Here is a 20,444-nt window from a genome sequence, read left to right as displayed (position 1 = left end):
TTTTATTTCTTTTTATTGGCCATAGTTTTTTTCGGCCCTTTACGAGTTCTTGCATTTTTTTGTGTTACCTGTCCTCTAACTGGTAAACCTAAGCGATGTCTAATTCCTCTATAACAACCTAAGTCCATTAAGCGTTTGATGTTTAAACTTCTTTCTCTTCGTAAATCTCCCTCTAAAGTGTAGTCATCTAAAACTTTTCTAATATCTACTACTTGGGCATCGGTTAAAGTTTCTGTTTTAGTATCTTCTGATAAATTTAATTTTTTACAAACTTGTTTAGCTAAAGAATTACCCACTCCATACAAGTAAGTTAAACTAATTACAACGCGTTTGTTTTTTGGTATGTCTACACCTAAAAGTCTTGCCATTACTACCCCTGTACCTGTTTATGTTTAGGGTTTTCGCAAAGCACTCTAATTTTACCCTTTCGCTTAATAATTTTACAGTTTCTGCACATTTTTTTTACTGATGCTCTAACTTTCATTTTTTAACCTTTATTATTTATGTGTTTCTGTTTTTACCTATAATTTCTTATATAATTCCAAAGTTAGAAAATTAGCACTTAGGCCTATTTTCGTCAATATTTATTGACACTTTTTAGTTAAGATTTTTCTTTCCCCTCATACACTCTCTTTATGGTTTGAAAAACTTCATCAGAGCTCTTTTCGGCCTTAATAGTGTGTAATATCCCCTCCCCCTTATAAAAGCCTTTCAAACTATTGGCAGACTCGTGATAAACCTCTAGCCTGTGCTTTACTACCTTGGCAGTGTCATCCTTTCTTTGCTCTAAAGGGGATTGGCAAAAATCGCATATTCCTTCTTTTTTAGGCTTAACATACTCAATATGCCAAGAAGCCTTACAAGAATGGCAAGTTCTTCGCCCCGTAATTCTTTGAATTACAATAGCGTCTGACACCTCTAAAAAGAACACATATCTTATGGACAAATTGTGCTTTTCTAGTAAAGGTTTTAAAATTTTACCTTGCTCTTGATTGCGAGGAAACCCGTCTAAAATAATCTTTTTATTTTTATTTTTTTCTAATGCTCGGCCTAACATACTAACCACTATGTCATCAGAAACTAACTGACCTTGCACCATGCACTTTTTTACTTGTAAACCCAAGTCTGTTTTATTAGAGATTTCGTAGCTAAATAAATTGCCAGTGCTAATATGTGGTATGCCATATTCTTTGTGTAGTAGTGATGCCTGAGTGCCTTTTCCTGAACCAGGAGCACCAAATAAAATAATACTAATAACGAACTCTCCGACTTTTAATTTTAACAGCAGAACCCATTCCGTCATATTTTGCAGAAATTAAATGCGATTGAATTTGTTGTAAAGTATCAATCGCCACTCCTACTAAAATCAACAAACTGGTTCCTCCAAAATAAAAAGGCAATCCAATTTTATTAATTAGCATTGTGGGAAGTACGCAAATAAAACTTAAATAAATAGCACCACTAACAGTTAATCGATCTAAAACTTTTTGAATATAACTGGCCGTGTTTTTTCCTGCCCGAATACCAGGCACAAACCCACCACTTTTCTTTAAATTATCGGCTACATCATTGGGTTTAAAGGCCATTTCTGTATAAAAGAAACAGAAAAAAACCACCAAACCAATAAATAAAATATTATATAACGACCCCGATGGAGATAAGGTTTGTTGCAATGTTTTTAACCATGGAGCATCAGAAAATTGCGTAATGGTTGCAGGAAACAATAATAAACTAGACGCAAAAATGGGAGGAATTACCCCTGCAAAATTTAATTTTAATGGCAAATAACTAGCTTGCTGTTGATTGCCTTGAGTTCTTTGAGAATATTGAATGGTAATTCGTCTTTGCCCTGTTTCAATAAAAATAATAAAAGCAATAATTGCCACCATACCTACAAGTAAGACTAAGCCAGTAACTGTATTTAAATCGCCATTGGATAACATTTGCCATAAACTTATAGCACCACTCGGAATTCCTGCAGCGATGCTGGCAAAAATGATCATACTAATACCATTACCAATGCCTTTTTCTGTCATTTGATCACCCAACCACATTAAAAAACAAGTTCCCGCAGCTAAAGTAATTACAGCTACTACTTGAAAGGGTAAGGGGCCAAACATGGCATACTTTACCAAGGCTTGCCCTTGATTATTAGAATTTAATAACCATGTAGAAATGGCATAACCCTGAACTACAGCCAATAATAAAGTAGCATAGCGAGTGTATTGATTAATTTTTTTTCTTCCTGCATCACCTTCTTTAGACAAAGCCTCTAATGCGGGAACCGAAGATTGTAATAGTTGAAAAATAATCGATGCCGAAATGTAAGGCATAATCCCTAGTGCAAAAATACTAAAACGCGATAAAGCTCCACCAGTAAAGGTGTTAAACATACCAAAAATACCACCGCTTTGTGACTGAAAAAACCCTAACACAGCCGCAGCATCAATGCCTGGTGTGGGAATGGCTACGCCCAAGCGATAAATTACTAAACCAAGTATAGTAAATAAAATACGGCGAGTTAACTCTTCTGGAATGCTAAATTTTGCTACACTCATAAATATTATTTCTCCCCATCACCTTAATTTTGTATGTCTTGTTGCTTAATAAAAAAACTTTGAAAAATTGAATTATAAACTAACAGGCGGTAATTGTTCCGCCAGATTTTTTTACTAATTCTTCTGCCTTTGCACTCCACTTATGCGCTTTAATATTTAAAGCTTTGGTTAAAGTTCCGCGGGCTAAAATTTTTACCTTTTTCCTTTGGTTTACAATACCTGCAGCTTTTAAAACTTCTGGAGTTACTTCTCCTTCTAATTTTTCTAACTGATCAAGGTTAACTATTTCATAAGTCACTTTAAACATTTGGTTAGTAAAACCAAATTTAGGAAGGCGACGAGCCATAGGCATTTGTCCACCCTCAAATCCTGCAGGAATACCTCCCCCTGCACGAGCTTTTTGTCCCTTATTTCCCTTACCGCAACGGCGACCCAAACGAGAGCCACGACCACGACCAGAACGCACTTTTGTTGGGTTCGACCCTGGTGCTGGTTTTAAATCTTTTAATAAACTCATACTATTTTCCCTCCACAGACACTTCTACTAAATGTTGTACTTTTAAAATTTGTCCACGCATAGCGGGGTTATCTATAACTTGAACTTCATGGTGAGGTCGTCGCAAACCCAAACACCTTAAAGCTTCTTTTTGCTTTAGTGTAGACCCGATGGAGCTTCTTTTTTGTTTTACTTTAAAAAATCGTTTTGCCATTTTATTCCTCGTTTATTGAATCATTTCTGGACTAGATTGTACTAATTGAGACAACCCATCTAATGTTGCCCGCACTGCATTGCCCGGTGCAGTTCTACCAATACATTTTGTTAAAATATCTTTAATGCCTAAAGTTTCTAAAATAGCACGAACTGCTCCACCAGCAATAACTCCTGTTCCTTCTGATGCTGGAATTAAAATCACTTTGGCTGCTCCAAAAGTACCTACTACTTCGTGTGGAATAGTACGATTATCTTTTAATTCAATTTTTTGGAAAGATTTTTTTGCAGCTGCTGATGCTTTTTTAATAGCTTCGGGAACTTCTTTTGCCTTTCCTGTTCCGAAACCAACACTGCCCTCACCGTCACCCACTACAACTAAAGCTAAAAAAGAAAACCTACGGCCTCCCTTTACCACTTTAGCCACGCGATTAATGGTAACTACTCTTTCTCTAAATTCTACTGTTTGACTCATATTACCTCTTTTAATGATTTAAAATTTTAAACCCGATTCTCTTGCACCTTCGGCTAAAGACTTTACTCTGCCGTGAAACCTATAACCACTACGATCAAATACTACATTTTTAATATTTTGATTTAAGGCTTTTTGCCCCAAAGTTAACCCCACTTTTTTACTCATTTCTATGGATTTAGCAATGGCTTTTTTATCAATTAACTTAGAACTATAAGAGACTAAGGTAATACCTTTTTGGTCGTCAATTAGTTGAGCGGTAATAAATTTATTGCTTTTAAACACTGCTAAACGAGGAACTTCGGCAGTGCCTGAAATTTTTTTACGAATACGCACACGAGCTTTTAAACGCTTAATTACTTTCTTTGCAGTGCTTTTTATAAATGTAACTCTCATAACTTTTCCCTTCTCTTTTTCTTAAAACGGTTTACTTACCAGCAGCCTTACCGGCTTTACGACGAATAACTTCGTCACTATAACGAATCCCCTTACCCAAAAATGGCTCTGGCTTTCTGTAGCCTCTAATATTTGCTGCCACTTGTCCTACTAATTGTTTATCTGCACCCTTAACTTCAATAGTAGTTTGTTTTTTTACGGCAATTTCAATACCTTTGGGAATAGCAAAAACAATAGGATGACTGTAACCTAAATGAAGTTCTAAATTTTGCCCTTTTACCGCCGATTTATAACCAACACCATTTAAAATTAATGTTTTTGAAAATCCGTCACTAACTCCTGCAATTGCATTACTAACTAATGTTCGATACAAACCATGAAAAGCTCTAGTTTTTGCTTCTTCGTTACTGCGTTGTAAAATTACCTCGGTATCAGAAACATCTACCTTTATAAGAGGGTTTACCCAAACATTTAAGGTGGATTTAGCACCTTTTATTGTAACGGTATTATCTTCTAATACACTAACTTGTACTTTGGCTTTATCTAATTTTATAGGTACTTTTCCTATTCGTGACATAATGTTTCTCTCTTGATTATATTTTTTATCTTATTTACTATTTTACCATACTTGGCATAACACTTCGCCACCAACGGCTTTCTCTTTAGCTATCTTACCGTTCATAACTCCTTTATTAGTGCTCATTACCACTATTCCATACCCCGATCGAACCTCTGGAATATTATCTTGCTTTACATAAACACGACAACCTGGCTTGCTCACTCTTTTCACTTTACATATCATGTGATCGCCACTTTCGTTATAGCGTAAGTACACTCGCATTAATTGACGCGTTTTATCTTTAGCTACTTTAAAGCCGCGAATATAACCAGACTGATGCAAAACTTGCGCAATACCTTCTCTTAACTTAGAACTTACTATATCTAAGCTTTCATGTTTTGCCATTCCAGCATTTCTTATTCTTGTTAAAAAATCACCAACTGTGTCCATAGAGAATCCCCTCTTTTATTTATCTCTTTTACTTATTTTTTCTTAAACGGTAACCCTAAAGCTTCTAATAACGCCAAACCTTCTTGATCGTTTTCTGCTGTAGTAACCATGCTAATGTTAAATCCTCTTACCTTATCCACTTTATCATAATCAATTTCGGAAAAAATAATATGTTCGATTATTCCCATATTATAATTACCTCTTCCATCAAAACCTTTTCTAGATAAACCACGAAAATCTTTGGATTTAGGAATAGAAAAATGAATTAGCTTTTCTAAAAAATTCCACATATTTTCTTTTCTTAAAGTAACCTTTACTCCTAATGGCATGCCTTCTCTTAATTTAAAATTGGCAATGGCTTTTTTTGCTCGTGTTATTATTGCTTTTTGCCCTGCAATAGCGGTTAACTGTTCTGCAGCTAAATCTAAAACTTTAGGGTTACGAACTGCCTCGCTTAAACACATATTTAATGTGATGCTTTTTAATTGTGGCACCTGCATAATATTTTTAAAACCCAAACCTTTCATTAAGGAAGGGATCATTTCTTTTTTATATTTTTCTTGTAATAAACTCATAACAACCTTTTTATTTATTTATAAAACCTCTGGAGCTAGCGAAGCTATTTTTAAAAAGTTTTTCGCTCTTAATTCTCTGGCTACTGGACCAAAAATACGTGTTCCCACAGGCTCTTTGTTAGCATTAATTAATACAGCGGCATTTTCATCAAAGCGTACATAACTGCCATCTACTCTGCGCACTTTATGTATGGTTCTAACCACCACCGCTTTTGCCACATCTCCTTTTTTTACTTTTGTTTTTGGAGCTGCCGATTTAATAGACACAACAATAATATCGCCAACACTGGCTACTCGTCTTCGCGTACCGCCTAAAACTTTGATACACATAACTTCTTTGGCACCAGAATTATCTGCAACTACTAATCTTGATTGAACTTGTATCATTTCATTATCTCCTAAAAACTACTACTTTTCTAATATTTCTACTAAACGCCATTTTTTTGTTTTACTTATAGGGCGACTTTCTATAATTTTTACTTGGTCTCCAGCTTTAGCCATATTTTTTTCATCATGGGCTTTAAACACAGAACTAAGGCGAGTGTATTTATGGTATTTTTTATGTTTTACCGTTCGGTAAACTTTTACAGAAATACTTTTATCCATTTTGTCACTAACCACTTCTCCCACAACACTCATTTTTTTTCTGTATGGTTTTGCGTCGGTAACTTGTTTGTCTTCTGCCATAACTTCTCCTGGTTTTCTTAATACGCCTATTTTTTAGCAGTAATAGCTGTTTTTAATTTAGCAATACTTTTACGAATTTTTCTTATTACTAAAGGGTTTTCTAACTGTCCTAAACTATGCTTCATTTTATTGTTAAATAAATCTTCTTTTTCTTTTTTAATTTTTTGTACTAACTCTACAATGTCTAAATTTTTAATGTCTTTAAATTTCATAAATACCCTCGTCGCTTAATGCTTAACAACCATTTTTGTTTTTAAAGGAAGTTTATGAGCAGCTAAGCGTAAAGCTTCTTTAGCCACTTCTTCATTCACTCCGCTAATTTCATAAATAATACGACCAGGTTTTACTTTAGCTGCCCAATAATCAGGAGCCCCTTTACCAGAACCCATACGAACTTCTGCAGGCTTTTTAGTTACTGGTCGATCTGGAAAAACACAAATCCATAATTTACCTATTCTTTTCATGTGACGGTTAATAGCAATACGAGCCGCTTCGATTTGTCGACTAGTTAATCTTCCTGATTCCATAACTGCCAAACCGTAATCACCAAAAGTTAAACTGCTGCCTTTATAAGCAAAGCCTCTATAATGTCCGCGGTGCTGACGGCGCCATTTTACTCGCTTTGGACTAAGCATTACTAGCCTCCCCAGCTTGTTTATTACTTAAAATATCCCCTTTATAAATCCATACTTTAATTCCAATAATTCCATAAGTGGTTAAAGCTTCTGCTGTGCCATAGTCAATATCTGCACGCAAAGTATGAAGAGGAACACTTTTTTCACTATACCATTCGGAACGAGCAATTTCTGCTCCGTCTAAACGACCACTAATCATAATTTTAATTCCTTTAACTCCCCCTCTAAGAGCAGAAGATAAAGATTTTTTTAAGCAACGACGCCAAAAAACTCTTTTCTCTAGTTGATCAGCTATGCTTTGTGCCACTAATTGAGCATCAATATCGGGCTTACGAATTTCTTGAATACTAAGATAAACTTCATTTTTTGTTTTCTTTTGAATTTCGGCTTTTAAAAGATCAATACCCGCTCCTTTTTTTCCGATAACTACACCGGGGCGAGCAGAATGAATGGTTAATTTTACTTTTTGTGCGGCTCTAGAAATTTCTATTTTAGAAACGGCTGCATTTTTTAATTTATCTAAAAGATATTTTCTTAAACGAAGATCTTCGTGTAAATTTTCTGTATACTTAGAACCTTTAAAAAACCATAAAGATTCCCAAGTTCTGATAATGCCGACTCTTAATCCTATTGGATTGACTTTTTGACCCATTATTACCTCTCCTCTAAAATAACTTTAATATGACTAGATTTTTTCTTTACCATTGTACTTCTTCCTTGAGAACCTGGGCGAAATCGTTTAGAGAAAGCCGCTTGATCCACAGTAATGCTTTTTACATATAAATTATCTACATCAATCGTTTTTTTATCTTCTGCGTTGGCCACAGCAGATTCTAATAAATTTTTAATTAAGCCTGCAGACTTTTGAGGCATAAACGAAACAATTTTTAAAGCTTCGTTTATTCCCTTACTTCTTACTAAATCTGCAATTAAGCGCGCTTTTTGAGCACCAACCCTAATAAACTGTAAAGACGCTTTTACTTCCATTTTTAACCTCTACTTTTTCTTATTGTGACCTTTGTAGGTTCTTGTTAAAGAGAATTCACCAAATTTTTGACCAATCATTCCTTCTGTTACAAAAACAGGAATAAACTTTTTTCCATTATGAACAGCAAAGGTTAAGTTCACTGCATCGGGAGTAATAGTAGAGCGACGAGACCAAGTTTTAATAACTTTTTTATCGCCAGTTTCAATAGCTATTTGAATTTTTTTCTCTAAATGATGGTCAACAAAAGGACCTTTTTTTACTGAACGAGCCATTTATTCCCCTATTTCTTTTTGCGTCTACGAATAATCATAGAATCTGTTCGTTTGTTATTTCTTGTTTTAAAACCTTTACAAGGCTTACCCCAAGGAGTCACAGGATGATTTCCTTTACCCACTCCCTCACCACCACCTAATGGGTGATCAATAGGGTTCATTGCCATTCCTCGAACAGAAGGACGAATACCCCTCCAACGACTACGGCCTGCTTTTCCCCATTTAATATTGCTGTACTCGGCATTACCCACTTGTCCAATAGTTGCTCTACAAACAGACAAAACTTTTCTTACTTCCTGAGAAGGTAGTTGAACCTGACAATAGTCTTCTGATTTAGCCACTAACACTGCAGTAACCCCAGCTCCTCTGGCTATTTGCGCACCCTTTCCTGGTTTTAATTCCACACCATGAATTAAAGTTCCTGTGGGAATTTCTTTTAAAGGTAAACTGTTGCCTGGTTTAATATCTGCACTAACTACAGAGTCTGCAGAAATAATATCTTCTCCCACTGTCAAACCCACTGGAGATAAAATATAGGCTTTTTCTCCATCTTTATAATGAAGTAAAGCAATGTGAGCACTTCTGTTAGGATCATATTCAATAGAGGCCACGCGAGCAGGAATATTAATTTTATTACGCTTAAAATCAATAATACGATAGCGTCTTTTGTGTCCACCACCATGATGGCGCATAGAAATACGGCCCGTGTTACTACGGCCTGCTTTTTTAGATAAAGCCGTGGTCAAACCTTTTTCGGGAACGGATTTTGTAATTTCTGAAAAATCAAAACCCGTTTGATTACGACGACCAGGAGATGTTGGTTTATATATCTTAAAACCCATGCTTAAACTCCCTCAAAAAGGGCTATTTTTTCACCCGGTTTTAATTTAACCATTGCTTTTTTGTAATACTTTGCAGGAACAATTCCCTTTGCTGTGCGCTTAGGTTTGTTTCGACCCGTTAAAGTGTTTACCGAAGCCACTTTTACTTTAAAATAATATTCAATAGCGTCTTTAATTTCTAACTTAGTCGCGTCTTTATCGACTTTAAAAGCGTGAATGGACTTAGACGATAAAGCTGTTGTTTTTTCTGTTAAAAGTGGTTTTTTTATTATTTTTGTTAAATTCATTGAGCCACCCCACATCTTGTGTAAATTCCTTCCACAGCATTTTTAGTTAAAACTAAAGTGTCGTATTTTAATAAATCATACACATTCACCCCTTGAGTAGAGTAATAACAAAAGTGGTATAAATTATTTACTGCTTGTTTAAATAAAGGCGTTTCTTTGCTATCAACTAAAACCGCTTTTTTTAAACCAAAATCGGCAAATCGTTTTGCTAATTCTTTAGTTTTTCCTCCATCAGAGGATAAAGAATCTATTACTATTACTTTCTTACTAGCAAACAAATAAGATAATGCAGATTTTAAAGCCAATTGCTTAACTTTTTTTGGTAAAGCATAAGAATAGTCTCTTGGTCTTGGGCCATGAACCACTGCCCCTCCCCTTAAAATAGGAGAACGAGAAGAACCTTGTCTTGCACGACCAGTTCCTTTTTGTTTAAAAGGTTTGGCTCCACCACCTCGTACTTCTGATCGCGTTTTGGCTTGGTGAGTACCTTGTCTACGACAAGCTAATTGCCAACGCACCACCTGATGCATTAAATCTTCTCGAATAGGAGAAGTAAATATATCTTCAGAAAGGCTTACGCTTCCTGCTTCTGTTTTATCCCATTTTAATACTTTCAATTTTGCCATAACTTATACCTTCATCAATTGAATTAAACTATTTACCGATCCAGGCACTGCGCCTTTAAGTAATATTGCATTTTGTTCAGGTAGCACATCCACCACTTGAGTATTTCGAGTTATAGTTTCAAAACCATAACGGCCTGGCATTTTTCTTCCCTTCATTACTCGACCAGGAAAGGTACACTGACCAATAGATCCTGTGCCTCTTTGAAAACGAGAACCATGAGAAGCCGGTCCACCAGCAAAACCCCATCGTTTTACCACACCAGAAAAACCACGACCCTTTGAACGGCCTGTCATTTTTACTGTGTCCCCTTTTGACAAGCTACTAATAGACACTTTTTGTCCCACAGTAACTCCGTCGGGCAAGCTTTGACGAATTTCTCTAGACCACTTAGCGCCTCTTTGAAAACCCGATTTTTTAAAATGCCCCTCGCAAGCTTTATTGGTAGAAGCCAAAGTGCGCTCCTTGCTAGCCACCTGAACCGCAGCGTAACCCTCTTTGTCTTTAGACTTAACTTGAGAAACCACTAATGGGTCATACTTTAAAACCGTAACAGGAATTCTTTTTCCCTGTTCATCGTAAACCGAAGACATTCCTTTTTTTACAGCAAACAAGCCTTGAAGCTCCACGCTGTTTTTGTCTTTTACTTCTACTTTAGCATCTTCTTCTGCTTGAGGAGTTTCTTCTTTTTTAGGAGTTTCTGTTTTAGCCTCTACTTTTTTAGCTTCTGTTTTAGGAGCTTCTTTTTGAGGAGTTTCTTTTTTAGAAGCTTCTTTTTGAGGAGTTTCTGTTTTAGCTTCTACTTTTTTAGCTTCTTTTTGAGGAGTTTTAGCTTTAGCTTTAGCCTCTTCTGGCTTTTCTACTTTAGATGCTTCTTCTTTTTGATTTTTTGGATTTTCGTTGGACATATTTTCCTTTTAAATTGTAATTAAGCCCCTTCCATTAACTTGATTTCCACATCTACTCCAGTGGATAAATCTAACTTCATTAACTGATCAATAGTTTGGGGGGTAGGTTCTAAAACATCTAATAATCGCTTATGCGTTCTAATTTCAAACTGTTCTCTAGATTTTTTATCCACATGGGGAGAGCGCAATACCGTGTAGCGATTAATTTTTGTAGGTAACGGAATAGGCCCAGCCATGCGAGCTCCCGTTCTTCGAGTGGTTTCTACAATTTCTTGAGTGGCTTGATCTAATAATTTATGATCAAAGGCGCATAGCTTCATACGAATTTTTTGAGTGGCCATTATAAACTTCCTCTTTTTTATATATTTTTACTATTTTTTTTATCACTTAATTATAAGTTAAAAAGAAATAGTGGCTTTTATTCTTCTAATTACTTTAGTATTTTCCAGTGTTTAGACAAAAAAATACCAACATTAGAGAGTTATTTATCTTTAGTTTCCCGAAGGACTTTTAGTAAATACCATCTAACTTATCTCTACAGCGTCCGAATATGCGACTTTTACTAGGTATTGTCAATAGTTTTTAGTTAGCGCTTTTTGCAAAAAAGCTTTTTCTTTTTATGGCGAAATATTTTTTGCTTGGCTTTGCTTATTTTTTAAATTCACTGGATAATTGCACATCTTTAAGGCGAGCTTGTTCAAAAGCGTGATGCAACTGCCCCTCTAAATTAGAAGCTCGCATTGCCTCTAAGGCCTCTATGGTAACCCCCTTTGCAGAAGTCACCGCTTGTTGCAACTCTTCCATGGGTTTGTTGTCACCAATGACCATCTGTGAGGCCGCCAAAAAAGTGTATTGCGTAATTTGCTCTGCCATAGGCCCTGTAATTTCATAATCTTTTAGCCAGCCTTGCCAATAAATCATTAGCTCATAAATTAAAGCTATACCTCCGCCCGCTCCCACAGTAAATGCTCGAAAAGATTGGTCTCCTTTTAAAAATAGTAATTTTCCTAAGGGAGAAAACAAAGCCTTCACGCTAAAAGCGCCTTCGTCAGCACTTTGTGCAAAATTTCCATTTTTCATAAAATCATAAGCTATAACGGCTTGTTTAATTTTAACCGCGGTACTAAGCATGACCCTAGATAACAGATTAACTTTGGGAAATAATTTACTTAAGGATTTTAAAGAAACCCCTGCAGCTAAACTGATTACCTCATGGCGAGGTTCAAAGTAAGCTAGCACTGGTTCCAAGGCCTCGTACAAGTCTTGAGGCTTGATAGCCAAAATTATAATATCTGCTTTTTCTAGCAACTCTTCGTTAGACTGACAGGGAGTAATATGCAGTTTGTCTTGCAACTTTTGCAACTTTTGCGCCGAGCGATTGCTAACCAACACTTGCTCTGGTTTTAAAATATTATCGGCTAACAAAGGGGTTAAAATATGCTGAGTCATATTACCCGCACCTATAAAACCTAATTTTTTGTTTTTTAAAAATATAGCTTCAGAGTTAAACATAACTAAATGCTAAAGCTTTAGTTATCTTCTGGCAACAAGCTCTCTTGGCCCAAAAATACTTTCTCCTAACCGAACCCAGTCAGCCCCTGCGTTTAAGGCCAGTTTATAATCACGACTAGTTCCCATAGAAGTGTCTAGCTTGTCGTTTATTTGTTTAGAGTAGTGCTGCGAAATAGCCTGAAGTTTTTGAAAATCTCGCTCTAGTTGTTTTAAATCAGAATACAAAAAAGGCATGGTCATTAAGCCTTGGCAGTGAACATGCAAAGTGTTTTTAATAGCCTCTAAACTTTTTAAAAAATCGGGGGAAGAAAAAAAACTAGCCTTAGTCTGTTGCGAGTTAACCATAGACTCTGTTAAAATAAATCCTGATTTTTTAACATCTTTACTAATATTAATTTGCAAAAATATCTTTAAAGGTTTTTGATTTAAAGACGCCAGTTGGTCTTGATACGCAATAATTTTTTGCACTGCCTTAAGGCTACCTACCGAATGTAGGTAAGAAAAATTAGAAACTATTCCTTTTAATTTATTAGTTTGAATGTTGCCCACAAAATGCCAAATAATATCTGGACACAATGTTTGTAAAGCCTCTTGTTTTAACAAAGCCTCTTGTACATAACTTTCGCCAAAATGCCTAAAACCTTGTTGGTAGGCTTGCCGAATGCTTTCTACACTTTGTTTTTTACTAATAGCAACCACTTTACATTGGTACTTTTCTTGTAATTGCACACAGTTTTTAAAAGAAAGTTTTGGCGTTATTTGTTTTAACATTGCCAATTTTTTTCTTTTAGTATTTTTTGAAAAGCTTTTAAAGGAAAGCCTATAATGTTGTTTTCCTCCCCCAAAATACTGGCCACTAAACTACGGCCTTTATCTTGAAAGCCATAGGCCCCTGCCTTATCTATTGGCTCTTTGGTTTTAATGTAATTAGTAATTACAGAATCGCTTAATGTCTTAAAGGTTACTTTGGTAGTTTCTGTATGAAAAACTGTTTCATTTAAAGACACATTTAATATACTAAATGCCGTTTTTACTTCATGAGTGTTGCCAGACAAAAGTTTTAAGGTTTCGTAAGCTTCCTGCTCGTTTTTTGGCTTACCAAACACTGTATTATTAAAAAACACAATGGTATCTGAGCCAACAATTAAATACGGACGATCTAGCCTTGTGGCGTAAACAGAAGCCCTGGCTTTTTGTCCAGCTACTTTTTGCAAAGCTACATCAATATTTATGTTTTTATCTAATATTTCCGATATTTTAGGTGAATCTAATAAAAAATGATAACCAGATTTTTGTAAAATATCTTGGCGACGAGGAGAGCTAGAACACAAAACTAACTGATAGGTTAAAAACATTATGTTAAATCACTATTTTATTTTAATTAGCGGACTAATTTTATTTGCTTTTAGCGTGTACTTGTTTGTATACACTTTACTTCATACCGATCAAGATATGCAAGCTTTAAGCTTTGCTTTAGGCGATGAAAGACAAAGCTCTGCGTCTCCTATTATTAATTTTTCCAGACCTTTGGTAAAAAACTTTACTTTAAAATACGCTATACAAATAAAAGCAAAAAAATATAGAGAAAAAATAGAAAAACAAATTATTACAGCTGGTTTAGAAAACGAACTTACTGTTGATGAATTTATTGGCTTACAATTTTTATGGGGAGTGGGCTTTCCTTTATTTTTATTAGTATTAAATTTTGCATTGCAAATGGGAATACCTACCCCGTTAGTAATAGGTATTGGCTTTTTGGGAACTTTGTTTCCAAACTTTCATTGTCAAAACAGTAAAAAAAAACGCCACCTTTCTATTATAGAAGACCTTCCCTTTTTTATTGATCTACTATCTTTATCTATCGAAGCGGGCTTAGATTTTATTGGAGCCATACAACGAATTAGTGAAAAATTAGGAGACGATCGTATACTATGTAAAGAGTTAAAAATTGTATTAAAAGATATTAAATTAGGTAGCTCTAGAGAAAAAGCCTTAAAAAGTTTAATGCATAGACTAGATATCCCCGAGGTTACCAGCTTTTGCTCTATGATTATCGATGCAGACAAAACTGGTGCCAGCATATCCAAAGTTTTAAATGAGCAATCTAAACAAATGAGAGGCAACCGACTATCTCGGGCAGAAAAGGCCGGGGCAACAGCTTCGCAAGCCATTTTACTACCTATGGTTTTATTTATTGTTCCTGCAATTTTTTTAGTGGTTTTTGCTCCTGTTATTTTACAATTTATGTATGGAAAATAAACCGATTTTATAATTATATTAATTAATGATTTTTTATTTTAAAAGGGCTTAATAAATATGAAACTAATTAACCAAAAAAACTCTAAAGTATTAAGCACAAAAGTGCATATGGCCCGTAGTTTTAAATCACGATTAAAAGGCCTTATGTTTAGCAATCCCCTTGCCCATGGGCACTGCCTTTGGATTTCACAATGCAAAAGTGTTCATAGTTGTTTTATGAAGTTTACTTTAGATATTTTGTTTGTAGATAAAAAACTAAGAGTAATAAAAATTATTAAAGCCTTAAAACCTTGGAGGATAACTTTCTTCTATATTAAGGCTGATTCTGTAATGGAGTTTAATGCAGGAGAACTAAACAACATAAAAGTTGGAGATCAACTTTTATTACAAAAATAAAGTAACATTATGTGGTCTATTCAATTTTTAAATGGTCCTTTAAAAGGAAAGCATATACAAATTAACGATCAAGACATTGTTGGTCGCTCTAAGCAGTGTAATATTCACATCCCCCACAATAGTGTTTCTAAAAAGCATTGTCGTTTTTACTTACAAGATAACCAGCTTTACATTGAAGATTTAAACTCTAGCAATGGTAGTTTTATTAATGGAAAAAAAATTACTAACTCGCCAATAGAAAATGGCGCACAACTTAACTTGCACGATCTACAAGCCATTATCACTAGTGGCGAAAAAATAGTTAATTTTCAAAGCCCCTCTAATATAGAAACAAAAATAGAAAACAACACAAAGTTTTCTTCTGTTAAAGAGTTTTTAAACAACAAAATAGAAACAGCTTTATTGCCCGGCATTTACAAACTACCCGAGCTTTTAGATTTTCGCTATGTACTTGGCCTTTTATTAATTAGTTTTGTTTTAATTATGACTAGCTTATCCTATATTCCCTTAGGAACTTTGTTGCAATCGAGCATACAAAAAGAAAGTCAAAATAGAGCCTTAGGGATTGCAAAACATTTGGCTACTTTAAATAAAGTGTACTTACAAAAAGGCCCCAAAGCAGCTATTAGCACTTCGGTAGCCCTGCAAGAACCTGGGGTGGATCAAGCCTTTATTATTTCTGCAGAAAATAATCGCATTATTGCCCCTCTTAGTGAACAAGGACAATATCCACCCGAAAATATTAATAATTTATTTATTGGAATAGATAAAAATAATGAGTATTTTAAACAGCTAGATTCTAGCACTATTATAGCTATCAAACCCATTCAATTTTTAAGTCGATCTGCAGAGTTAAAAACACTAGCTTATGCGGTTATTATTTATAATATGGGAAGCCTTAGCTTTAGTGACGGACGAGCTTTAAGTTTATTTATCCAAACTTTATTTATTGGTTTGCTAATTGGCTCGATTTTGTTTTTCTTTTTATTTAAAATAATTAGTTACATTTTTAATCAATTAAATGTGCAGATACAAAGTTCTTTAGAAAAAAATCAAGGTACTGTTAATATCCCTTATCAATTTTCTGCTTTGCAAAAATGTATTGAACAGATTAATAATATTTTAAATCGCATTGTATTGCTTAAAGAGCAAGAAAATGCAGAAAGTTCTGCCCCCGCTACTCATTATGATAAGTTTGAAGAAGTTAACAAGGTCACTCAATTGATTGGCTACCCTAGTTTGATTTTAGATTATAAAAGCCACAAAGTAATTAGTACAAATCTTCAGGCTGATCAGCTTTTTGAAGAAAGTATATTGCATCAAGAAGTAGAAAATTTAGTCGACCAAAGCTTAAAATTAAATTTGCAAGATTTACTAGAAAGATCTAAACACGAAAGCAATGTTTCTGGATTTATAGAGCTGCAAGATTACACTTACAATATTGAACTGCAATTACTCTTTGGCCTTAAGTCAATAGATTATGCTTTATTGGTGTTTACTCCAAAAGAATAACTTATACTAAAGGGAGGATGGGCATAAGTAAAAATATACCAATTATACAGCTATGAATTTAAAATACACATTACACATTATATCCGGACCAAAAAAAGGTAGTTTTTTTAATATAAAAACGCAAAAATTAAGTTTGGGCCGCAACAATGATAGTGATGTTACTTTAGATTTCGACCCTAGCTGTAGCCGAAAACACGCCGTAATCGAAGCTCATGCTAATGGCTCTATTATTATTTATAACATCAGTAACAACAATAAAATTACGGTAAACAATAAAAACATTGACTCTAAAACTGCTTTAAAACATTTGGATAACTTTATTATAGGAAAAACCACTTTTAAAATAGAAATTCCTAACTTATTACAAGCCCAGCCAAACTCATCAGAGCAAGGATTTAATGACAATCATTTTAGCGCTAGCGCTAGTGCTAGTGCTAGTGCTAAAAAAAATTCTTATAAAAAACCTCTTGTTATTGCTGGCGTGCTTATGCTTATGCTTTTTATTCTTCTTCCTGCTAAAAAAGAAAAGAAAAAAAAGGCATTTACTAGTTTTCAAAATATAGAAAAAGAAATTGCAAGTATTCAAGAGCAAACTACTACGCTGTACAAACAGCAGCAACAAGATCGTGTAAGAGATCAACTTTACAAAAAAGCACAAATTTTTTATCTTTCTGGCTTTAGAGAATACAGACAAGGTAAATACCAAAACGCCTCTTCCTCTTTTCAAGCCTGCCTGTCTTTAATTCCCGACCATAAGCTTTGCAATCGTTATATTATTTTAGCTCGTCGTAAATTTTTAGAATTAGTGCAATATCATATACTATTAGGACAAAAATATTTAAAGCAACACCAAAACAAATCCTGCAAAACAGCTTTTAGAAATGTAATGATTATGCTAAATAATAAAAATAACAACACCTATAAAGAAGCAAAAGTAAACTTTCAGCTTTGTGCCTTGCGCTTAAAAGGACAATATTAATATATGGCTCAATTACTGATTACATACAAATCGCAAGACTATGCCGAGCTAGAACTCGACGAGCAACAAGAGTATATTATTGGCAGAAGCCAAGAGGCCGATATTCCTTTAGAGGGAGGGCAGTCTTTATCTAGAAAACACAGTAGCCTTTACTATCAAGGCGGCTCGTGGGTTATAAAAAAATTATCACGCTCGGGAGAACTACTTTATAAAAATGAATTGATAGAAGAACAAGTTTTAGAAAACCAAAGTGCATTTACTATTGGTGATTTTGTTTTTTTATTTCAAACCACTACCTTAGAGAAAGATTTTGATACCAATCAAGAACAAAAGGCCGAAGAGTCAGAAGACGAATACAAAAGCGAAGAAGGCGAAGAAAGCCACGAACCCGAAGATGCACAAACCCCTTCCGAAGACAAAGAAAGCCCCCTAGAGTTAGACAATGAAGAGGTTACTTCCGAATATACGGCAATTATTAAATCTAACTTATCCGCACAGTTAAATATTTACAAACCTGGTAAAAAACTTTCTGAAAGTGTTAAATTAACCGAAAATTCATGGATTATTGGCCGAGCAACCGACTGTAATACTAACATTAACTATGGAAAGTTAAGCCGCTATCATTTAGAAATAAATAAAGACAGTAGTGGTTATTGGGTAACCGACTTAGGCAGTGTAAACGGAACTAAACTTAATGGGGATAAATTAAAGAAAAATGAATCGCAAGAACTAGCTCATGGTGATACTATTGAAGTTAAGAAATTAAAAATTAGCTTTGAAATTATTAATGAAAATTATCAAAACTTTCAAATAGCCTCTACGAAAACAGAAGCAGAGTTACCCCTTGAAAACAATCTCACTGGCTTATCTGCCGTTGTATATGCAATCAAAGAAAAGCAATACTTGTATATTGGAGTTTTCGCTATACTAGTAATGGCTTTTTTATTTTCTTTAGAGGATAAACCCACTATTGCAAAGCACACAAACAAAACCAACCAACTAAAGCCCGGGCAAATTCAACTGCTAGAAGATAATTTACGCTTGGCACAAACTCATTATACTAGTGGAAAATACCAATTGTGCAGTGCTATTTTAAAAAAAATTCATGCCTCTATGCCCTCTTATAAAAACTCTAAAGAATTAGAACACTATTGCCAACAAGCCTATCAGCTTAGCCAAGATCAAAAAGAAAAAAGGCGACAGGTGGAAGAAAAAGAAAGAATTAACAATAAAATTTTATCTATTATAGAAAAATGTGAACAAAATTTTACTTCTAAAAAATCATCCGACACAGAAACTAATCGCTGCCTATACCCTGCCATTGAAATTAACCCCAACCACCCTGGTATTGCAAACTTAACCGCCTTAATAGAAACCAGAAAAATACAAACTGCAAACATAGTGGCTACTAATAAAAAAAATAAGCAATCCTATCAAAGGGGTTTAAGAAAATATCGAAGCGCATTAAAATTATATAAAAAAAATCAATTACGAGTTTCTATCAAAGCCTTTAAAAGTTTTTTAAATAATTCTTATTATGGAGTTAGCCACTTAAAAGCAAAGGCAAAAAAAAATCTACAAGCAGCAAAAAAACGATTTAATATGATTATCAACTCATCTTTTTTTAAGTGCAAAACGGCTTTTGATGATAAACAATACAAAAAAGCATTTTCTTTTTGTAAAAAAGTATTACAGCAAGATCCTGAAAATATAAAAACTTCTGCCTTGATAGAAACAGTAATACAAAAATCACGGCAACAATTAAAAGACATTTACAAAGACTCTGTTTTTGAAGAAAGTGTGGGCTCGGTAGAATTAGCCAAAAAAATGTGGCGAAAAATGATAAAAAAAGGTATACCTAATAAAGAGTACTATGAAAAAGCAAAAAGAAAGCTACAAAAGTATGAAGGTTTATAATTGGTAATTTTATGCACTTAAATGAACTATATTTTAACAAGAATATTAAAACCCCCAAAACCTTTGTAAATAAATACGAATCTGACCTAGTGTTTTACACTTTTATAAGATGCTGGGGCTTACCCATTGACCCTACCTCTTTATCAGAAGACATTTTTAATGAATTTCAGCTCTTACAAGAAGATACAGAGGCCACCACCCCTTTTGCTTATGAAAATAACTTATCCTTAGAGGAAAATGCATTAAAAAGTAGTTTAAAAATTTTAAATGCAAAAATATTTTCTGATTACAATCAAAAGGAAATTCAATTTGGTATAGAGGTTACTAGCCTTTGCTTAAAAAATAACTATTTATTTTGGGCCAGTTTGGGGCAGCCCCATTTACTGTTGCACAGAGCTTCCATAGGCTTAATACAATTACATAGTCAAAATGATTTAAGTTTTGATTACTCTAATTCTTCTCAAGACCCTTTGCCCAAAGCGGTTTTAGGTTTATATAACACCGCTAATATTATTGTAAATAAAGTACAGCTACAAGATGCTGATAAATTATATTTAATTAGTAGGCCTTATGTTAGTTCTAATATTTTTAAGCTCGACTTAGAAGATACCACCTTAGAAAAGGTGGCCAAAAGCTTAAGCCAAGATAATAACCAACTGTCTTTTTGGGTTGGAGAGCTAAGTTAGTCTAGCTGTTCTGTGGTAGCGTCATTAGAAACGGTAGCGTCATTAGAAACGTTGGCGTCTTCTGTTAACTTAGAAAACTGAATGTCCTGCCCCTGCTCTTCTGCTAAATCGTTTAAATGTTGAGTATATTCTTTTGGAGTAATTACTTTGTCTTTTAAGTTTTTTTCTACCATACGAATATCAAATTTCATTTTATTAATTTGGTCTAATAACATACTATA

At 34.4% G+C, this 20,444-nt stretch carries 33 protein-coding genes; 6 read left to right on the top strand and 27 right to left on the bottom strand.

Annotated elements, in window-relative coordinates; translation table 11 throughout:
* Positions 1-2 precede the first annotated feature (2 nt).
* From rpsM to maf, 26 genes are all read right to left on the bottom strand, one after another.
* Positions 3-368, bottom strand: a complete 366-nt coding sequence (rpsM, locus tag HAW63_04350; protein ID MBE8163199.1) for a 30S ribosomal protein S13 — start codon at positions 366-368, stop codon at positions 3-5.
* A 2-nt stretch (positions 369-370) separates the two neighbouring features.
* Entirely contained in the window at positions 371-484 is a 114-nt protein-coding gene (gene rpmJ / locus HAW63_04345) for a 50S ribosomal protein L36 (protein ID MBE8163198.1), read from the bottom strand.
* Between the two features lie 117 nt (positions 485-601).
* Positions 602-1,303, bottom strand: coding sequence for a nucleoside monophosphate kinase (locus HAW63_04340; protein MBE8163197.1), 702 nt, complete (start codon positions 1,301-1,303; stop codon positions 602-604).
* The gene (gene secY, locus HAW63_04335) at positions 1,251-2,558 is read right to left on the bottom strand and encodes a preprotein translocase subunit SecY (protein ID MBE8163196.1); all 1,308 of its coding nucleotides are present in this window, start codon (positions 2,556-2,558) and stop codon (positions 1,251-1,253) included. The genes HAW63_04340 and secY overlap by 53 nt, the downstream gene beginning before the upstream one ends.
* A 79-nt stretch (positions 2,559-2,637) precedes the next feature.
* Positions 2,638-3,075 carry a 50S ribosomal protein L15 gene (rplO, locus tag HAW63_04330; GenBank protein ID MBE8163195.1) on the bottom strand — a complete coding sequence of 146 codons (438 nt, stop codon included), beginning with the start codon at positions 3,073-3,075 and terminating at the stop codon, positions 2,638-2,640.
* A 1-nt stretch (position 3,076) separates the two neighbouring features.
* A complete protein-coding gene (gene rpmD / locus HAW63_04325) occupies positions 3,077-3,268 on the bottom strand; it encodes a 50S ribosomal protein L30 (GenBank protein MBE8163194.1) in 192 nt (63 codons plus the stop codon).
* A gap of 12 nt (positions 3,269-3,280) precedes the next feature.
* Entirely contained in the window at positions 3,281-3,742 is a 462-nt protein-coding gene (gene rpsE / locus HAW63_04320; protein MBE8163193.1) for a 30S ribosomal protein S5, read from the bottom strand.
* Positions 3,743-3,760: 18 nt separating this feature from the next.
* Positions 3,761-4,135 carry a 50S ribosomal protein L18 gene (locus HAW63_04315; protein ID MBE8163192.1) on the bottom strand — a complete coding sequence of 125 codons (375 nt, stop codon included), beginning with the start codon at positions 4,133-4,135 and terminating at the stop codon, positions 3,761-3,763.
* 31 nt (positions 4,136-4,166) lie between these two features.
* Positions 4,167-4,712, bottom strand: coding sequence for a 50S ribosomal protein L6 (rplF, locus tag HAW63_04310; GenBank protein ID MBE8163191.1), 546 nt, complete (start codon positions 4,710-4,712; stop codon positions 4,167-4,169).
* Between the two features lie 42 nt (positions 4,713-4,754).
* The gene (gene rpsH / locus HAW63_04305) at positions 4,755-5,144 is read right to left on the bottom strand and encodes a 30S ribosomal protein S8 (GenBank protein ID MBE8163190.1); all 390 of its coding nucleotides are present in this window, start codon (positions 5,142-5,144) and stop codon (positions 4,755-4,757) included.
* Between the two features lie 32 nt (positions 5,145-5,176).
* Entirely contained in the window at positions 5,177-5,719 is a 543-nt protein-coding gene (rplE, locus tag HAW63_04300; GenBank protein ID MBE8163189.1) for a 50S ribosomal protein L5, read from the bottom strand.
* 18 nt (positions 5,720-5,737) lie between these two features.
* Entirely contained in the window at positions 5,738-6,106 is a 369-nt protein-coding gene (gene rplN, locus HAW63_04295) for a 50S ribosomal protein L14 (GenBank protein ID MBE8163188.1), read from the bottom strand.
* 21 nt (positions 6,107-6,127) lie between these two features.
* Positions 6,128-6,358 carry a 30S ribosomal protein S17 gene (gene rpsQ, locus HAW63_04290; protein MBE8163187.1) on the bottom strand — a complete coding sequence of 77 codons (231 nt, stop codon included), beginning with the start codon at positions 6,356-6,358 and terminating at the stop codon, positions 6,128-6,130.
* Positions 6,359-6,432: 74 nt separating this feature from the next.
* Positions 6,433-6,618, bottom strand: coding sequence for a 50S ribosomal protein L29 (gene rpmC / locus HAW63_04285; GenBank protein MBE8163186.1), 186 nt, complete (start codon positions 6,616-6,618; stop codon positions 6,433-6,435).
* 15 nt (positions 6,619-6,633) lie between these two features.
* Positions 6,634-7,041, bottom strand: a complete 408-nt coding sequence (rplP, locus tag HAW63_04280) for a 50S ribosomal protein L16 (GenBank protein MBE8163185.1) — start codon at positions 7,039-7,041, stop codon at positions 6,634-6,636.
* A complete protein-coding gene (gene rpsC, locus HAW63_04275; GenBank protein MBE8163184.1) occupies positions 7,034-7,693 on the bottom strand; it encodes a 30S ribosomal protein S3 in 660 nt (219 codons plus the stop codon). Before rpsC ends, rplP begins: the two co-directional genes overlap by 8 nt.
* A gap of 2 nt (positions 7,694-7,695) precedes the next feature.
* Entirely contained in the window at positions 7,696-8,028 is a 333-nt protein-coding gene (gene rplV, locus HAW63_04270; protein ID MBE8163183.1) for a 50S ribosomal protein L22, read from the bottom strand.
* 9 nt (positions 8,029-8,037) lie between these two features.
* Positions 8,038-8,301 carry a 30S ribosomal protein S19 gene (rpsS, locus tag HAW63_04265; GenBank protein ID MBE8163182.1) on the bottom strand — a complete coding sequence of 88 codons (264 nt, stop codon included), beginning with the start codon at positions 8,299-8,301 and terminating at the stop codon, positions 8,038-8,040.
* Positions 8,302-8,309: 8 nt separating this feature from the next.
* On the bottom strand, positions 8,310-9,143 hold the full coding sequence (rplB, locus tag HAW63_04260) for a 50S ribosomal protein L2 (GenBank protein ID MBE8163181.1): 834 nt from the start codon (positions 9,141-9,143) through the stop codon (positions 8,310-8,312).
* A 2-nt stretch (positions 9,144-9,145) separates the two neighbouring features.
* On the bottom strand, positions 9,146-9,430 hold the full coding sequence (gene rplW, locus HAW63_04255) for a 50S ribosomal protein L23 (GenBank protein MBE8163180.1): 285 nt from the start codon (positions 9,428-9,430) through the stop codon (positions 9,146-9,148).
* Positions 9,427-10,056 (bottom strand): 50S ribosomal protein L4, encoded by a 630-nt coding sequence (gene rplD, locus HAW63_04250; protein ID MBE8163179.1) that lies wholly within the window; start codon positions 10,054-10,056, stop codon positions 9,427-9,429. The genes rplW and rplD overlap by 4 nt, the downstream gene beginning before the upstream one ends.
* Positions 10,057-10,059: 3 nt before the next feature.
* A complete protein-coding gene (gene rplC, locus HAW63_04245; protein ID MBE8163178.1) occupies positions 10,060-10,647 on the bottom strand; it encodes a 50S ribosomal protein L3 in 588 nt (195 codons plus the stop codon).
* 335 nt (positions 10,648-10,982) lie between these two features.
* Complete coding sequence (gene rpsJ, locus HAW63_04240; protein ID MBE8163177.1) at positions 10,983-11,303, bottom strand: 30S ribosomal protein S10; 321 nt, start codon at positions 11,301-11,303, stop codon at positions 10,983-10,985.
* A gap of 307 nt (positions 11,304-11,610) precedes the next feature.
* Positions 11,611-12,474 (bottom strand): NAD(P)-binding domain-containing protein, encoded by an 864-nt coding sequence (locus tag HAW63_04235; protein ID MBE8163176.1) that lies wholly within the window; start codon positions 12,472-12,474, stop codon positions 11,611-11,613.
* Between the two features lie 21 nt (positions 12,475-12,495).
* Positions 12,496-13,245: a YggS family pyridoxal phosphate-dependent enzyme gene (locus HAW63_04230; protein ID MBE8163175.1), complete on the bottom strand. Its 750-nt coding sequence runs from the start codon at positions 13,243-13,245 to the stop codon at positions 12,496-12,498.
* The gene (maf, locus tag HAW63_04225; protein ID MBE8163174.1) at positions 13,239-13,829 is read right to left on the bottom strand and encodes a septum formation protein Maf; all 591 of its coding nucleotides are present in this window, start codon (positions 13,827-13,829) and stop codon (positions 13,239-13,241) included. The genes HAW63_04230 and maf overlap by 7 nt, the downstream gene beginning before the upstream one ends.
* A gap of 1 nt (position 13,830) precedes the next feature.
* Here maf and HAW63_04220 point away from each other — a divergent pair, with 1 nt between their 5' ends.
* From HAW63_04220 to HAW63_04195, 6 genes are read left to right on the top strand one after another with little or no spacing between them, the layout of a single operon-like run.
* Positions 13,831-14,733, top strand: coding sequence for a type II secretion system F family protein (locus HAW63_04220; GenBank protein ID MBE8163173.1), 903 nt, complete (start codon positions 13,831-13,833; stop codon positions 14,731-14,733).
* Positions 14,734-14,790: 57 nt separating this feature from the next.
* Entirely contained in the window at positions 14,791-15,129 is a 339-nt protein-coding gene (locus HAW63_04215) for a DUF192 domain-containing protein (GenBank protein MBE8163172.1), read from the top strand.
* A 9-nt stretch (positions 15,130-15,138) separates the two neighbouring features.
* Positions 15,139-16,641, top strand: coding sequence for an FHA domain-containing protein (locus HAW63_04210; GenBank protein ID MBE8163171.1), 1,503 nt, complete (start codon positions 15,139-15,141; stop codon positions 16,639-16,641).
* Between the two features lie 52 nt (positions 16,642-16,693).
* On the top strand, positions 16,694-17,620 hold the full coding sequence (locus tag HAW63_04205) for an FHA domain-containing protein (GenBank protein ID MBE8163170.1): 927 nt from the start codon (positions 16,694-16,696) through the stop codon (positions 17,618-17,620).
* 3 nt (positions 17,621-17,623) lie between these two features.
* Positions 17,624-19,537: an FHA domain-containing protein gene (locus tag HAW63_04200; GenBank protein ID MBE8163169.1), complete on the top strand. Its 1,914-nt coding sequence runs from the start codon at positions 17,624-17,626 to the stop codon at positions 19,535-19,537.
* Between the two features lie 11 nt (positions 19,538-19,548).
* Positions 19,549-20,223, top strand: a complete 675-nt coding sequence (locus HAW63_04195) for a hypothetical protein (GenBank protein ID MBE8163168.1) — start codon at positions 19,549-19,551, stop codon at positions 20,221-20,223.
* Here the strand turns inward: HAW63_04195 and HAW63_04190 are convergent.
* Positions 20,220-20,438, bottom strand: coding sequence for a hypothetical protein (locus tag HAW63_04190; protein MBE8163167.1), 219 nt, complete (start codon positions 20,436-20,438; stop codon positions 20,220-20,222). The genes HAW63_04195 and HAW63_04190 overlap by 4 nt on opposite strands.
* Positions 20,439-20,444: the final 6 nt, after the last annotated feature.

It is taken from the genome of Pseudobdellovibrionaceae bacterium (assembly GCA_015163855.1).
GTDB lineage: Bacteria > Bdellovibrionota > Bdellovibrionia > Bdellovibrionales > UBA1609 > JAAOIH01.
The sequence above is the reverse complement of the archived record's forward strand: the minus strand, read 5'-3'. Positions and strand labels throughout refer to the sequence as shown.